The sequence below is a fragment of the Rhizobium sp. JAB6 genome (assembly GCF_003024605.1).
Taxonomy (GTDB): Bacteria; Pseudomonadota; Alphaproteobacteria; order Rhizobiales; family Rhizobiaceae; genus Rhizobium.
Genome location: NZ_PYJQ01000001.1, coordinates 144,515 through 159,679, shown reverse-complemented (window position 1 = coordinate 159,679; position 15,165 = coordinate 144,515). Strand labels below are relative to the sequence as shown.

Below are 15,165 nucleotides of genomic sequence, written 5' to 3'. Positions count from 1 at the left end.
GTCTCTATTGCTGGATGGCGGCGGTCGGCACCGCCTCGATATTGAACGCGGCAGCGAGGAGCGCCCTGGTGTAGTCCTCTTTCGGCGCCCGAAAGATATCGGCGGACGCGCCCTGCTCGACGACCTTGCCGAAGCGCATGACGATCAGCTCGTTGGCGAGCGCCTTCACCACCTTCAGATCGTGGCTGATGAAGAGATAGGCAAGATCGTGCTTCTGCTGCAGGTCTCGCAGGAGATCGACCACCTGCGCCTGCACGCTCATGTCGAGCGCCGAAGTGGGCTCGTCGAGCATGACGAAGCGCGGCTTCAGCACCATGGCGCGGGCAATGGCGATGCGCTGGCGCTGGCCGCCAGAGAATTCATGCGGGAAGCGCCAACGGGTGGAAGGATCGAGACCCACTTCCTCCAGCGCCCAGCAGACGCGCTTGTCGCGCTCATCGGCCGAAAGCGAGCGCTCATGCACCTTGAGCCCTTCGGCAATGATCTCGCCCACCGACATGCGCGGGCTCAGCGAACCATAGGGATCCTGGAAGACCACCTGCAGCTGGTTGCGCAGCGGCCGCATTTCGCGGAACGAATAGCCGGCTATATCCTTGCCGACAAAGGCGATGCGCCCCTTAGACGAAATGAGCCGGGCGAGCGCCAGGCCGAGCGTCGTCTTGCCTGAGCCCGATTCGCCGACCACGCCCAGCGTCTGGCCGGCGCGGAGCTTCAGATCGATCCCATCGACCGCCTTCACATGATCGACGACCTTGCGCATGAAGCCGGCCTTGATCGGGAACCAGACGCGAATGTCGCTGCCTTCCATGACCACGGGCTTGTTCGCATCGCCTGCCGGCGGCTCGCCGCGCGGCTCGGCCGCCAGCAGATGGCGGGTATAGTCATGCTGCGGCCGGGTGAAGACGTCCTCCACGGTGCCGGTCTCGACGATCTTGCCCTTGGTCATCACGCAGACGCGGTCTGCGAACTTGCGGACGATGCCGAGATCGTGGGTGATGAACAGCATCGACATGCCGTGCGCACCTTTGAGCTCGCGCAGCAGCTCGAGGATCTGCGCCTGCACGGTAACGTCGAGCGCGGTCGTCGGCTCGTCGGCGATCAGGAGTTCCGGGCGATTGGCAAGCGCCATGGCGATCATCACGCGCTGGCGCTGGCCGCCAGACAGCTCATGCGGATAGGCCTTGAGCCGCTTTTCCGGCTCGCGGATGCCGACCTGGTTCAGGAGCTCCAGCGTGCGGATGCGCGCGGCCTCGCCCACCATGCCTTGGTGCAGCGCCAGAATCTCGCTGATCTGCCGCTCGATGGTGTGGAGCGGATTAAGGGACGTCATCGGCTCCTGAAAGATCATCGTGATGTCGTTGCCGCGCACGGCGCGCAACTCATTGTCCGATGCCTTGAGCAGGTCCTTGCCCTTGAACAGGATTTCGCCGCAGGGGTGGCTTGCGGACGGATAGGGCAACAGCTTCAGGATAGAATTGGCCGAAACCGATTTGCCGGAGCCGGATTCGCCGACCAGCGCCAAGACCTCGCCCTTGCGGATATCAAAGGAGACGCCATCGACGGCGATCGAGGTCTGCCCGCCCTGATGAAAGGCGACGGAGAGATTGCGGACTGACAGCAGCGGAGTGGAATTTTCGCTCATCGGAACGTCTTCCTCGGATCGAAGGCGTCGCGCACGGCCTCGCCGATGAAAATCAGCAGCGACAGCATGATCGACATGGTGAAGAAGGCCGAAAGTCCCAGCCACGGAGCCTGCAGATTGGATTTGCCCTGGGCGATCATCTCGCCCAGCGACGGCGAGCCGGGCGGCATACCGAAGCCTAAGAAATCCAGCGAGGTCAGGGTGGTGATCGAGCCCGACAGGATAAAGGGAACGAAGGTCAGCGTCGCGACCATGGCGTTCGGCAGCAGGTGGCGATACATGATGGTGCGGTTGTTGACGCCGAGTGCGCGGGCTGCGCGCACATATTCGAAATTGCGCGCCCGCAGGAATTCGGCGCGCACGACACCGACGAGGCCGACCCAGGAAAAGAGCAGCAATATGCCGAGCAGGATGAAGAAACCGGGCGGCAGCACCGAAGCGATGATCAGCAGGATATAGAGCACCGGCATGGACGACCAGATCTCGATGAAACGCTGCATCAGAAGATCGGTCCAGCCACCGAAATAGCCTTGAATCGCACCGGCGCAGACGCCGACGACGGCCGAGCAGATGGTGAGCGCCAGACCGAACAGCACCGAGATGCGGAAGCCGTAGATCAGGCGGGCGAGCACGTCTCGCGCCTGATCGTCGGTGCCTAGCCAATTGAAATTGCTCCAGTTGCAATTCGGATCGGCAACACCGCCGGGATAGCCCGAGCAGCGCGTCTCCTTGCTCATCGCCCAGAAAGGCGGCGTCGGCGCCGACATCCCTTTGGGCAGATTGGAGTTGGCGGTCTGATAGGAATAGTGGATCGGGGGCCAGATCATCCAGCCATGGGCATTGATCTCATCCTGGATATCCTGGGCGCGATAATCCGTCTGCGCCAGGAAGCCGCCGAACTTCTCCTCGGGATAATCGACGAAGACCGGCATCAGGATCTCGCCCTGGTAGGAGACGAGGATCGGCCGGTCATTGACGATGAATTCGGCGCCGAGGCTGAGGACGAATAGGACCAGAAAGATCCAGAGAGACCAGTAGCCGCGGCGGTTTGCCCTGAAATTCTCCCAGCGGCGCACATTGGTCGGCGAAAAGAGCCCCTTGCGCGGCGGCTTCACCGTTGCCGGAACCGCTTGTTGGCTGGCTGCGTCCATCACACGTCCCTCCGCTCGAAATCGATGCGCGGATCGATCCAGGTGTAGATCAGGTCGGAGACGAGGCTGACGACGAGGCCGAGCAGCGAAAAGATGAAGAGCGTGGCAAAGACCACCGGATAGTCGCGCTGGACGACGGAGAGATAGCTGAGACGGCCAAGGCCATCGAGCGAGAAGATATTCTCGATCAGTAGCGAACCGGTGAAGAAGGCGGAGATGAAGGCGCCGGGAAAGCCGGCAATGACGATGAGCATGGCGTTGCGGAAGACATGGCCATAGAGCACGCGCCGCTCGGAAAGACCCTTGGCGCGGGCAGTGATGACATATTGCTTCTTGATCTCCTCGATGAAGGAATTCTTCGTGAGCAGCGTCGTCGTGGCGAAGGCGGCGAGCGACAGCGAAATCAGCGGCAGCACCAGATGCCAGAGATAATCGAGGATCTTCTGCCACCAGCTCAAATCGGCGAAATTGTCCGAGACGAGGCCGCGCAGCGGAAACCAGTCGAAGAAGGAGCCGCCGGCAAAGAGCACGATCAGCATGATGCCGAACAGGAAGCTCGGGACCGCATAGCCGACGATGATGACGCCCGAGGTCCAGACATCGAAGGTCGATCCGTCCTGCACGGCCTTGCGGATGCCGAGCGGAATGGAAATGGCGTAGGAGAAGATCAGGATCCAGATGCCGAGCGAGATCGACACCGGCAGCTTCTGGGCGATGAGATCGATGACCGTCGTGTTGCGGAAGAAGCTCTCGCCGAAATCGAAGCGAATATAGTTCCACATCATCTGGCCGAAACGCTCAAGCGGCGGCTTGTCGAAGCCGAACTGCTTGTCGAGCTTGGCAATCAGCTCGGGATCGAGCCCCTGCGCGCCGCGATATTTCGAGCTGCTGTCGTCGAAGGATTGCTGGGCCAGCATGTCGGTGCCGCCGGACAGACGGCCATTGGCATTGTCGCCCTGTCCGGTCAGCTGCGCGATGACCTGCTCGACCGGGCCGCCCGGCGCGAACTGCACGATGGTGAAGGAAATCGCCATGATGCCGACGATGGTCGGGATCATCAGCAGGAGGCGTCGCAGGATATAGGCGCCCATCAGCCCGCCGCTCCCTCGAAGGGCGATATAGTCCCACTCGCCTCAATCCGTCCGTCGATCAAATCACATTCCCTTCCGCCGGATGCAGGCCGGCGCAATCATATCAGCTTGAAACTACGCGAATCAGCCTTGAGCATTTGGAGCCAGCAAGGCCCTCATTGCAAGAGAGGCTCACTTTCCGGCGCTTTTGGACCACCAGACATCGGGAAAGCCGATGGAATATTCGGGCAGCTGAGCTGGATGCTCGAACTTGTCCCAGTAAGCAATGTGGAAGCTGGTCGTGTAAAAGAGGGGAACCACGTAGTGATGGGCGAGCAATACACGGTCGAGCGCCTTGGCGGTGGCGTCCTTCTCCTCGACGTCCTTGGCGAAAATGACCTTGTTGACGAGAGCATCGACGCCTGGATCCGAAATGCCGGCGAAATTGCGCGAACCCTTGCGATTGGCGGAGGCAGATCCCCAGAAATCAATCTGCTCGTTGCCGGGATTCAATGTTTGCGCCCAAACGGTCCAGATCATGTCATAGTCGAAATTCTGAACACGATTGATATATTGCGATGAATCGACCGTACGAACGGTCGCGTTGACGCCGATTTTCTTCAAATTCTGGGCATAGGGCAGAACCCATTTCTCGACGAAGGGACTGCCGAGCAGAATCTCGATCGAAAAGGGCTTGCCCGTCTGAGCATTCACCATTTGGTTGCCCTTCAGAACATATCCCGCCTGCTTGAACAGATCGAGCGCCTTACGAAGATTGTCGCGGGCCTTCTGCTGATCGCCGCCGACCGGGTTGGTATAAGGCGTCGTGAAGACTTCAGCCGGGACCCTGTCCTTCACTTCATTGAGAACGCTGAGTTCTTTACCTTCCGGCAGGCCCGACGAAGCGAGCTTCGTGCCGAAAAAGAAGCTATTGACGCGACTGTACTGGTTGAAGGCGATGGTGCGGTTCAGCTCTTCGAAATCGAACGCATAGTTCAATGCCTCGCGAACACGCTCGTCCTTGAACTGATCGCGGCGCATATTGGGCACCAACGCCTGCATGACGCCGGTGGCACGCAACGGATTGGGCACTTCCTCGCGCTTGATGCGGCCGTCCTTGGCAGCTGGGAAATCATAGCCGGTGACCCAGCGGCTTGCGACATTATCCTGCCAATAGTCGATGGTGCCGCCTCGAAAGGCCTCGAACTCCACATCATTGTCGGCGAAGTAGGTGTAGGAGATCGTCTTTAAATTGTTCAAGCCGACGTTGACGGGCAGGCCCTTGCCCCAATAGTCGTCGCGCAATTCGTATCGGATGGTGGAACCGGGCGAGACAGAAACGATCTTGTACGGTCCAGATCCCATGACAGGCTCGAGCGTGGTGCGAGAGATATCGCGCGGTTTACCGTCCGGCCCCATACCTTCCCACCAGTGCTTCGGCACGATCGGAAACTGGCCGAGAATCGACGGTAGTTCACGATTGTTCTTCTCGTCGAAATAGAAGGTCACGTCGCGATCGCCGGTCTTCTCGGCGCGCGTCACATGGCTGTAATAGCTGGTGAAGAGTGGATTGAGTTCCTTCGCCTTGTCGAAACTGAAGACGACATCCTCGGGCATAACTGGCTGTCCGTCTGCCCATTTGGCTTCGGGCCGCAGGCGGAATGTAGCACTGGAAATATCCTCCGGATAGGAAACGCCCTCAGCGAGCAATCCGTAGGAGGAGGAAACCTCGTCATCAGCCGACTTCAGCAGGCTGTCAAAGACAAGACCCGCACCCAGGGAACTTATCCCCGCAACGGGGTTGCCCTTATACAGTACCGGATTGAGAGTATCGAAGGTGCCGTTGCTTGACAGCTTCACCTCACCGCCCTTCGGCGCATCCGGATTGACGTAATCGAAATGCTTGAAGCCGGGCTGGTATTTCAGGTCGCCGAGGATGGCCGTGCCGATGCGGAATTGCGGCTCTTCGGCTTGCGAGGATAAAGGCATTGCCAGCAGGCAAAAAAGAGAAACGACCAAGCCTGCTTTCAACCGCGACAATGCCATTCATGATCTCCTGATGATGTCTGAAGAATCAGCATACGGTAAATGAGGGCAAAAAGCAGGACGCAACAATTGATCTCTTTCCGACGGGCTAAAGACCATATCCCGGGGGTCAGTCTTTTGCGGTAGCATCCTCAAGACGTTTGCGCAGCATCAGCCGCAGTTCTGCGAAGACGCGCCGGTCCTCGGCGGCATCCGGGTCGCTGGAAACGACGACAGCAATACGCAGCAATTCGAGCACGATGCCCGCCATCAGCATGATATCATCCTCGATCGGTGGATGAGCCTTGTGCAGAAAGGCGGCGATCAGCTCTCTCAACTCCGCGCGCGAGCGCGCCTTGCGCTCCCTAGGAATATCGCGGCGTCCGGCTAGCACGGGAAACTCCGGATATTGCTCGATGAAAGCGCCGAGCGCGTCGAAGATTGCCTCGCCGCTGCCGGCGGCGGAAAGGCCGGCGCTCCGCTCCGCCAGGCCGCGAAGCTCCGCCTTGAGCCGCTCCAGGCGATCGATATGCAGCGCCTCGGCGAGCAGGGGCTTTGTCGGAAAGAACTGATAGAGCGAGCCGATCGACGAATGCGCTTCCGCGGCGATCTCCGTCATCGTTGCCGCATCGTAACCCCTGCGCGCAAAGACCTTTGCCGCCGCTTCGAGCAGAACGGCAACGCGATCGTGGCCCCGCTGCCGCTTCGGTGCGCGCGTCTTCAATTCTTCACTTGATTTTTGTGAGGTGGCCCTCATATTTTGCATTGTGAGGATACCCTCATGTTTTCTCAGAGCCTCCAGATGTCACTTTACGATCCCAAGACCACCGCTCTTGTTTCCATCGATCTGCAAAACCTTGTTCTCAATCGCCCGCTTGCGCCCTACTCCGCCCAGCAGATCGTTGCCAATACGGTCGCCATCGCAAACAGGCTGAAAGCCGATGGCGGGACGACTGTGTTTGTCACCTTCGGATTTTCGGCAAACTATATCGATGCTGTCAATCAGCCGACCGACGAAAGCTTCCCGCTTCCCCCCGGAGGCTTGCCGCCCGCCGCGCTGGAAGCTCCCGCTGACATAGCGGCGCTGACACCGGATGTCGCCATCGTCAAACATCAGTGGAGCGCCTTCTATGGCACGGAACTCGATCTGCAGCTGCGCCGCCGCGGCATCAAAACGCTGATCCTGACGGGCGTCGCCACCAATTTCGGGGTGGAAGGCACCGTGCGCGATGCCCATGCGGCAAATTACGCCGTCATTGTTGCCGAAGATGCCGTAACGACCCTTTCGCAGGAGATGCAGGATTTCGCCTGCACGAAAGTGCTGCCGAGGCTATCGCGCATCCGCAAGACGGCGGAAATTCTCGCGAACTGATCCGGCCGAGGCAAAGGTCCATGCGAGGAAAGGCGGCCGGTAGCCACCTGCGATTGCCGCGAATTCACTTCCATCCCGTTTCAGGATAATCTCGCAGCAAATCACTTCGGCATGGGCCGACCGCCTTCAAGGATATGCATGGCTTCGCTTCTGGCTCGCGCCTTTCGAACGATCGGCAAACTTTCCCTCGCAACCTCGTTCGGGATGGGCGTTGTCGCCGGCGATGCGCTGGCGCAGCAGGCCGCACCTTCGCCCGGAAGTGCAAAGGCGGTCTTCGGCGCCGTGACGCTGCCGACGCAGGGACCGCCGCAATCGATCGGCTTCTATGCCAAAGGCTGCCTTGCGGGCGCCGTCGCGCTGCCGGCCGACGGCCCGACTTGGCAGGCCATGCGCCTGTCGCGCAATCGCCGCTGGGGACGACCGGAGATGATCAGCCTCCTGGAGCGGCTGTCGCGCGATGCAGCCAAGAACGACGGCTGGCCGGGTCTGCTCGTCGGCGATATCTCGCAGCCGCGCGGCGGCCCGATGGTCAACGGTCACGCCTCGCACCAGATCGGCCTCGACGCCGACGTCTGGCTGACGCCGATGCCGCGACGGAAGATGACGGCGGAAGAACGCGAAGCCCTGCCCTTCACCACCATGCTCGCCAAGGACAAGTTCCTGACGATCAATGACAAGGTCTGGACGCCGGCGCATGCCCGCCTGCTCATGCGGGCGGCGAGCTATCCCGAAGTCGAACGCATCTTCGTCAACCCGGCCATCAAGAAGAAGATGTGCGAAACCTGGACGGGCGACCGGAGCAATCTCGGCAAGCTGCGGCCGGAATATGGGCACGATTCGCATTTCCATATCCGCCTTCGCTGCCCCGCCGGCTCCATCGGCTGCACGGGGCAGGCGCCGGTCGCAGCCGGCGATGGCTGCGACAAGTCGCTCGCCTGGTGGTTCGGGCCTGAGCCCTGGGCCAAGCCGAAGCCCGGCACCAAGCCGCCGGTCAAGCCCCGCGAAGTCATGGTCGCCGATCTGCCCAAGGCCTGCCAGGCCGTATTGGCGGCACCTTCGATTGCGTCCGCACGCCCGGCTGCATCCGGCGCCAAAGCTGCCGGCGTTTCGGCCGAGACCGACGCGATGCCGGTTTCTGGGAATACGCCGCCCGGCCAGATTCCGCAGCAATAGGTCCGGGACCGTCCTTGCCGGAGGCGTCTTTCAAAATGCGCCCCCTTGGTATAGAAGGCGGATAAATCGATTGAAAACATCGTGCGGAGCAAGGATTCATGGCCGGCAGCAAATGCATCGCATTGATCGCGCATGATCAGAAGAAAGACGCGATGGCGGAGTTCGCACGGCGCAATCAGGCGGCCCTTGCCGATTGGAACATCGTCGCCACGGGCACAACGGGCGGCCGCGTGCTGGATGCCTGTCCGGACCTCAAGGTCACCCGCTTGAAAAGCGGGCCGCTCGGCGGCGACCAGCAGATCGGCGCGCTCATCGCCACCGGCGAGATCGACATGCTCGTCTTCTTCATCGATCCCCTCACCCCCATGCCGCACGACGTCGACGTGAAGGCATTGACGCGGCTTGCCGTTCTCTACGACATTCCGATGGCGCTCAACGAATCCACTGCCGAGCGGCTGATCAAAACACTAAACCATTAATCCGCCTTGCCGGCGGCAGACCACGGACCTGGCCATGCCCGAGCTCAATCACAGCGATACCCCCCTGCCTTTCCCAATCCTGATCGGCGATATCGGCGGCACCAATGCACGCTTCTCGATCCTTGCCGATGCGGACTCCGAGCAGGAGCACTTCCCGGTCGTGCAGACGGCGAATTTCGCCACGATCGACGATGCGATCAAGCTCGCCCTCGAAAACAGCAAGGTCCGGCCCCGCTCGGCAATTCTCGCCATGGCAGGCCCCGTGCAGGGCGACGAGATTCCGCTCACCAATTGCGACTGGGTGATCCGTCCGAAGACGATGATCGCCAATCTCGGCATCGAGGACGTGCTCGTCATCAACGATTTCGAGGCGCAGGCACTGGCAATCGCCGAGATTTCCGACGAGCATCGCCAGACCATCGGCCAAGCATCTGGAAACATGACCGCATCGCGCGCCGTGCTCGGGCCGGGCACCGGACTTGGCGTCGGCGCCCTGGTCCATACTCAGCATCAATGGGTGCCCGTGCCCGGCGAAGGCGGGCATATCGATCTCGGACCGCGCACGGAACGCGACCTGCAGATCTGGCCGCATCTGGAGCCGATCGAAGGCCGCATCTCGGCCGAGCAGGTGATCTGCGGCCGTGGTCTGCAGAACCTCTATCACGCCATGTGCGCTGCCGACGGCATCGAGCCGAGCCTCAAGGAACCGGCCGACATCACCAATCATGCACTCGCCGGCACTAACAGGCAGGCCGAAGAGACGCTGACGCTGTTCGTCACCTATCTCGGCCGCGTCGCCGGCGATATCGCCATGATCTTCATGGCGCGGGGCGGCGTCTATCTTTCCGGCGGCATTCCGCAGAAGATCCTGCCGGCGCTGCAGAAGCCGGAATTCCGCGCCGCCTTCGAGGACAAGGCACCCCACACGGAAATGATGAAGACGATCCCGACCCACGTGGTCGTCAATCCGCTGGCCGCCCTTTCCGGACTTGCGGCTTATGCCCGCAAACCCACGAGCTTCGGTCTTGCGACAGAAGGCCGTCGCTGGCGGCGTTGACCGCTCGCCAAAAACAGCCCATGGCGCGCCGAAACACCCGGCGCATCCATCTTTTTGAAGGGGCCGCCTTCTTCTATGATGGGCCTGGCTCCGTGATCGGCCTTAACCAGCACGGCAAGGCATGTCTAGCCAAAGCCATGCTAACTCTTTAATAGAGCCGCGGAAGCATGTGCCAGCTGCGGCTCGCTTGATTCAAGACAGGAAGCCGATTATTGAAATTGCCTGACCCGAAAAGCAAAAACGTCGACAGCGACGCCATAACCGGCATGCTGAAGCGTATTATCGCCGAGAACGGCCGCGATCATATTCGCGGCTACGCCATCGCGATTACCTGCCTGATCCTCGTTGCGCTTTCGACTGCTTACATCGGCTACATCGTCAAATCGGTCATCGACAGCGCCTTCATCGCCCGCGATATCGTCGATGCCTGGAAAATCTGCTTCAGCATCTTCCTTGTCTTCGTGGTGCGCGGCTTTGCCGGATATTTCCAGTCGGTCATCCTGTCGAAGATCGGCAATAACATCATCGCCCGCTACCAGCGCCGCCTTTACTCGCATCTGATGACGCTGTCGGTCGGCTTTTTCAACGAAGCCCGCTCCGCGCAGCTCGCTGCCCGCATCAGCCAGAACGTCTCGGGCATCCGCGACGTCATGAACCTGACGATCACGTCGACCGCGCGCGACCTTCTGACCTTCATCGCCCTCCTGTGCGTCATGGTCTTCCAGGATCCGGTGCTCAGCATCGCTTTCGTCGTCATCGCGCCGCCGCTCTTCTTGGCGCTGCGTTATATTTCCAAGCGCTTGCGCGCGGCCACACGCGATGCGGTGGTCCTGAACAGCCATGTGCTCGGCGCGATGCAGGAGACCATTCAAGGCGTTTCCATCGTCAAGGCCTTCACGATGGAAGAGGAGCTCGAGCGCAAGATCAACAAGCTGATCACGGCAGCCGAGCACCGGCAGAACCGCATCGCCCGTCTTTCCGAACGTAACGGTCCACTGATCGAGACCGTCGCCGGCTTCGCGATCGCCAGCCTCTTTGCCTATGCCGCCTATCGGTCGATCTACGACAATGTCTCGCCGGGTGTATTCTTCTCCTTCGCCACCTCGCTGCTGCTTGCCTATGATCCGGCCCGCCGCCTTGCCAAGCTGCAGGTGCAGCTGGAGCGCGCGGTCGTCAATGCGCGGATGATCTACGAGCTGCTGGACATGGAACCGCGCCAGCGCGACCTGCCGGATGCCAAGCCGCTCAAGGTGACCGAGGCTCGCATCGAGTTCCGCGACGTGCATTTCGCCTACGGCGACGAATCTGTCCTGTCCGGTGTCAATTTCACGGCCGAGGGCGGGCAGACGACCGCGCTTGTCGGGCCTTCCGGCGCCGGCAAGTCCACCGTCATCAATCTCATTCCGCGCTTCTACGACCCCAAGGCCGGCAGCATCTTCATCGACGGGCAGGATATCGCGCATGTGACGAAACAATCGCTGCGGCAACAGCTCGCCTATGTTTCGCAGCAGCCCTATCTCTTCGAGGGCACGATCCGCGACAATATCCGCTACGGCCGCCCGAATGCGACCGATGCCGAGATCGAGGAAGCGGCGCGCCTTGCCTATGCGCATGATTTCATCGAGGCGCAGCCGATGGGCTATGACACACCGGTCGGGGAAAACGGCGTGACGCTGTCCGGCGGCCAGCGCCAGCGGCTGTCGATCGCCCGCGCGCTGGTGCGCAATGCGCCGATCCTGCTTCTGGACGAAGCGACTTCGGCGCTCGACACGGAATCCGAAGCCGCTGTCCAGAAGGCGCTGGAAGAGGCGATGAGCGGCCGCACGGTCGTCGTCATCGCGCACCGCCTGTCGACGGTTGTCCGCGCCGAGAAGATCGTCGTCATGCAGAACGGCCGTGTTGTCGAAGAGGGCAACCATGAGACGCTTGCGACGGCCGATAATGGTCTCTACGCTCGGCTCAACAACCTGCAGCTACCGGCGATTTCAAGCAATTCCCGCAAATAGACGATAGAGACGACATGAGCGACGATGCGATGAAGCTGGTGGTGGTTGGCGCGGCGGGCCGCATGGGACAGACTCTCATCCGCATCATTCATGCAACCGATGGAGTAACCCTGCACGCGGCCGTTGCCCGTCCCGGCTCCGCCTTCATCGGCAAGGACGCCGGCGAGATCGCCGGGCTCGGACCGATCGGCGTTGCCGTCACCGACGATCCGCTGGCCGCTTTCCTCCACGCCGAAGGCGTCATCGATTTCACGACGCCGGCAACCAGCGTCACCTTTGCCGGTCTCGCTGCCCAGGCGCGTATCGTCCACATCGTCGGCACGACCGGATGCTCGGATGAGGACGAAGCCAAGTTCAAGGCCGCCGCGCGCCATGCCCGCATCGTCAAATCGGGCAATATGGGCCTCGGCATCAACCTCTTGAGCGTGCTCGTCGAACAGGCGGCACGCGCGCTCCCTTCGAACGACTGGGATATCGAGGTGCTGGAGATGCATCACCGCCACAAAGTCGACGCGCCCTCGGGCACCGCGCTGCTGCTCGGCCAGGCGGCGGCGAAGGGTCGCGGCATCGATCTCAACGACAATTCCGTGCGCGTGCGCGACGGCCATACGGGGGCACGCCCGGCGGGCACGATCGGCTTTGCGACCCTGCGCGGCGGCGGCGTGGTCGGCGATCACTCTGTGATCTTCGCCAGTGAAAGCGAGCGGCTGACGCTGTCGCACAATGCCGGCGACCGGTCGCTGTTTGCCCGCGGCGCACTGCAGGCCGCGCTCTGGGCGCGCGACAAGAAACCTGGCCTTTACTCCATGCTCGATGTTCTCGGGCTCTCCACGCGTTGATCCCTCCCGGAGCGGGTCGGCAGCGACCTGCCGATCCGCTCCAGCCTTTTATTGTCTCGCAATTCCGGACGGAAAACCGCTACGCACCTTTCCTGGAATTGCCCTATCAAGGAGAAATTTTATGAGCGGTACTCTCGTCCTCGTTCGTCATGGCCAGAGCGACTGGAATTTGAAGAATCTCTTTACCGGCTGGAAGGACCCCGATCTGACGGCGCTTGGCGTCGAAGAAGCAAAGACCGGCGGCAAGGCTCTGGCCGATTACGGCATCAAGTACGACATCGCCTTCACCTCGGCCCTGACGCGCGCCCAGCACACGCTGAAAATCATCCTCGATGAAATCGGCCAGCCCGGCCTCGAAACCATCCGGGATCAGGCGCTGAACGAGCGCGACTATGGCGATCTCTCCGGCCTCAACAAGGATGACGCCCGCGCCAAGTGGGGCGAGGAGCAGGTCCACATCTGGCGCCGCTCCTACGACGTTCCTCCGCCCGGCGGCGAAAGCCTGCGCGACACCGGCGCCCGCGTCTGGCCCTACTACCTGACGGAAATCCTGCCGCGCGTGCTCGCCGGCCAGAACGTGCTTGTCGCCGCCCACGGCAATTCGCTGCGCTCGCTCGTCATGGTTCTCGATCGCCTGAGCAAGGCGCAGATCCTGGAGCTCAACCTCGCGACCGGCGTACCGATGGTCTACAAGCTCAAGGCCGATTCCACCGTCGCCTCGAAGGAAGTCCTCGGCGACATGTCCGGCGCGCATTGAGCGCAATCTATTTGGGCTGGAAAGCCCCTCACCCTAGCCCTCTCCCCGCAAGCGGGGAGAGGGGACTACCTCGTATGAACTACGCAATCTTGATTGATAGAGAACCCGTCTTCACTCCTCATGCCCAGCAGGCGATATGAGCGGTGGCAGCCTTATCGGAATGTGTTACATTATACTACGTGCGTAACACAAAGGCCGGATATGACGGACGCGACATTTACCTTCCGAGTTGAAGAAGAGCTGAAAGCAGCTTTCAGCGAGGCTGCGAAAGCGCATGATCAAACCGGTGCGCAGTTGCTCCGGGCTTTCATGCGCGATTATGTACGGCGCCAGCAGGATGCCGCTGACTATGACATGTGGTTTCGCCAGCAGGTGCAGGCCGGTCTTGCCTCAGCCAACGCCGGCGATCTCATTCCTGACGACAACATAGACGCTGAATTCGCCGCGTTACGAGAAGAAACACGCCGCAAACTCAGCGGGCGTTCTTCGTGAAACTTGCCTGGACTCCCGAAGCAAGAGCTGATCGACGCGCCATCTATATCTACCTCGAGGCCGAGAATGCCTCCGCAGCAATCGCGCTAGACGAACTCTTCGCCAAACGGTCGAAACAGCTCATCACCCATCCAATGACGGGCCGACCCGGCCGCGTGTCCGGGACGCGAGAACTCGTCGTGCATAGAAACTATTTGCTGGTTTATGACGTCGCCGGCGAGACGGTGCGCATAATTCGCATCCTGCATGCCGCACAGCAATGGCCGCCGAACGATTTTCAGCCGACTTCGTAGCTCGGCCTCAATTCTCGACGGTAAAGCGCACCCTGTCGGCGGCGAAGCGGGAAATCGAGTATTGCACCGGGACATTGTCGAGATCCGCATTCACCGCCTGGGCGACGAGAACAATGGCGCCAGGGGATAGCTGCAGATCGGCGAGATCGCCTTCGTCGGCATGCGTCGCGGTAATCTCGGTGACGACGCGGACGTAATCAGGAACGCCAAGCTCCTTGAATGCCTTGGTGATCGAACCGGTCGTCCGATAGACCTCCGGGATATCGCCGAAACGATCCGCCGGAAACCAGCTGGTGGCGCGCGATACAGGCCGATGATCCGCCTGACCCAGCGTTTCGAGCCTTATCAGCGGCGTGCCGGTCCTGATCTTTAGCTGCCTGGCCAATTCGGCGCTGGCGGCCTCTTCTCCCGATGCAAGCAGCACGCTGCGGGTCTCACGCACCTGATCGCCGATCCCTTGCGAAAATCGCGTGCGCCTTGAAATCGGGAAGCTCAACCGCTCCTTGCGCTCGATCAGCGTCCCCCGCCCCTGCACGGCCCGGACGATGCCTTCCTGCGCCAATGCCGCGAGCGCGCTTCTGATCGTGTGCCTGTTGACGCCGAACTGCAGCGCCAGCACCGTTTCCGGCGGCACCATGCCCGTCTCGTCGAAATCGCCGTGATTGATTGACGTGCGAATGCGATCGGCGAGCTGCCGCCAGAGCGCCACGCCCGTCTGCCTCTGAATCTTGTGCCCTGCCATTTCGCCCACTCGCCCTGTCACACGCTTGTCATGACTCGCTAATAGATATAAGACTATCTTGTATGGT

General features: G+C 61.1%; 15 protein-coding genes. 9 read left to right on the top strand and 6 right to left on the bottom strand.

Annotated features, from left to right (window positions below; translation table 11 throughout):
• Window positions 1-4: 4 nt before the first annotated feature.
• From C7U61_RS00790 to C7U61_RS00770, 5 genes are all read right to left on the bottom strand, one after another.
• The gene (locus C7U61_RS00790; RefSeq protein WP_106996253.1) at window positions 5-1,642 is read right to left on the bottom strand and encodes an ABC transporter ATP-binding protein; all 1,638 of its coding nucleotides are present in this window, start codon (window positions 1,640-1,642) and stop codon (window positions 5-7) included.
• Entirely contained in the window at window positions 1,639-2,793 is a 1,155-nt protein-coding gene (locus tag C7U61_RS00785) for an ABC transporter permease (RefSeq protein ID WP_106996252.1), read from the bottom strand. Before C7U61_RS00785 ends, C7U61_RS00790 begins: the two co-directional genes overlap by 4 nt.
• On the bottom strand, window positions 2,793-3,884 hold the full coding sequence (locus C7U61_RS00780) for a microcin C ABC transporter permease YejB (RefSeq protein ID WP_106996251.1): 1,092 nt from the start codon (window positions 3,882-3,884) through the stop codon (window positions 2,793-2,795). The genes C7U61_RS00785 and C7U61_RS00780 overlap by 1 nt, the downstream gene beginning before the upstream one ends.
• Window positions 3,885-4,055: 171 nt before the next feature.
• Complete coding sequence (locus C7U61_RS00775; protein WP_106996250.1) at window positions 4,056-5,909, bottom strand: extracellular solute-binding protein; 1,854 nt, start codon at window positions 5,907-5,909, stop codon at window positions 4,056-4,058.
• A 109-nt stretch (window positions 5,910-6,018) separates the two neighbouring features.
• The gene (locus C7U61_RS00770) at window positions 6,019-6,654 is read right to left on the bottom strand and encodes a TetR/AcrR family transcriptional regulator (RefSeq protein ID WP_106996249.1); all 636 of its coding nucleotides are present in this window, start codon (window positions 6,652-6,654) and stop codon (window positions 6,019-6,021) included.
• Between the two features lie 36 nt (window positions 6,655-6,690).
• On the opposite strand from C7U61_RS00770, the gene C7U61_RS00765 reads away from it, so the two are divergent.
• From C7U61_RS00765 to C7U61_RS00725, 9 genes are all read left to right on the top strand, one after another.
• Window positions 6,691-7,260 (top strand): isochorismatase family protein, encoded by a 570-nt coding sequence (locus C7U61_RS00765; RefSeq protein WP_106996885.1) that lies wholly within the window; start codon window positions 6,691-6,693, stop codon window positions 7,258-7,260.
• A gap of 138 nt (window positions 7,261-7,398) precedes the next feature.
• On the top strand, window positions 7,399-8,433 hold the full coding sequence (gene mepA, locus C7U61_RS00760; protein WP_106996248.1) for a penicillin-insensitive murein endopeptidase: 1,035 nt from the start codon (window positions 7,399-7,401) through the stop codon (window positions 8,431-8,433).
• Between the two features lie 98 nt (window positions 8,434-8,531).
• Entirely contained in the window at window positions 8,532-8,912 is a 381-nt protein-coding gene (locus C7U61_RS00755; RefSeq protein WP_106996247.1) for a methylglyoxal synthase, read from the top strand.
• Window positions 8,913-8,946: 34 nt separating this feature from the next.
• Entirely contained in the window at window positions 8,947-9,969 is a 1,023-nt protein-coding gene (locus C7U61_RS00750; protein ID WP_106996246.1) for a glucokinase, read from the top strand.
• Window positions 9,970-10,181: 212 nt separating this feature from the next.
• Window positions 10,182-11,975 (top strand): ABC transporter ATP-binding protein, encoded by a 1,794-nt coding sequence (locus C7U61_RS00745; protein ID WP_106996245.1) that lies wholly within the window; start codon window positions 10,182-10,184, stop codon window positions 11,973-11,975.
• 14 nt (window positions 11,976-11,989) lie between these two features.
• Window positions 11,990-12,814 (top strand): 4-hydroxy-tetrahydrodipicolinate reductase, encoded by an 825-nt coding sequence (dapB, locus tag C7U61_RS00740; protein WP_106996244.1) that lies wholly within the window; start codon window positions 11,990-11,992, stop codon window positions 12,812-12,814.
• Window positions 12,815-12,935: 121 nt separating this feature from the next.
• On the top strand, window positions 12,936-13,571 hold the full coding sequence (locus tag C7U61_RS00735) for a 2,3-bisphosphoglycerate-dependent phosphoglycerate mutase (protein ID WP_106996243.1): 636 nt from the start codon (window positions 12,936-12,938) through the stop codon (window positions 13,569-13,571).
• A gap of 201 nt (window positions 13,572-13,772) precedes the next feature.
• On the top strand, window positions 13,773-14,063 hold the full coding sequence (locus tag C7U61_RS00730) for a hypothetical protein (protein ID WP_106996242.1): 291 nt from the start codon (window positions 13,773-13,775) through the stop codon (window positions 14,061-14,063).
• Window positions 14,060-14,356 carry a type II toxin-antitoxin system RelE/ParE family toxin gene (locus C7U61_RS00725; RefSeq protein WP_106996241.1) on the top strand — a complete coding sequence of 99 codons (297 nt, stop codon included), beginning with the start codon at window positions 14,060-14,062 and terminating at the stop codon, window positions 14,354-14,356. The genes C7U61_RS00730 and C7U61_RS00725 overlap by 4 nt, the downstream gene beginning before the upstream one ends.
• A 7-nt stretch (window positions 14,357-14,363) precedes the next feature.
• Here C7U61_RS00725 and phnF read toward each other — a convergent pair whose 3' ends face one another.
• Window positions 14,364-15,098, bottom strand: coding sequence for a phosphonate metabolism transcriptional regulator PhnF (gene phnF / locus C7U61_RS00720; protein WP_106996240.1), 735 nt, complete (start codon window positions 15,096-15,098; stop codon window positions 14,364-14,366).
• Window positions 15,099-15,165: the final 67 nt, after the last annotated feature.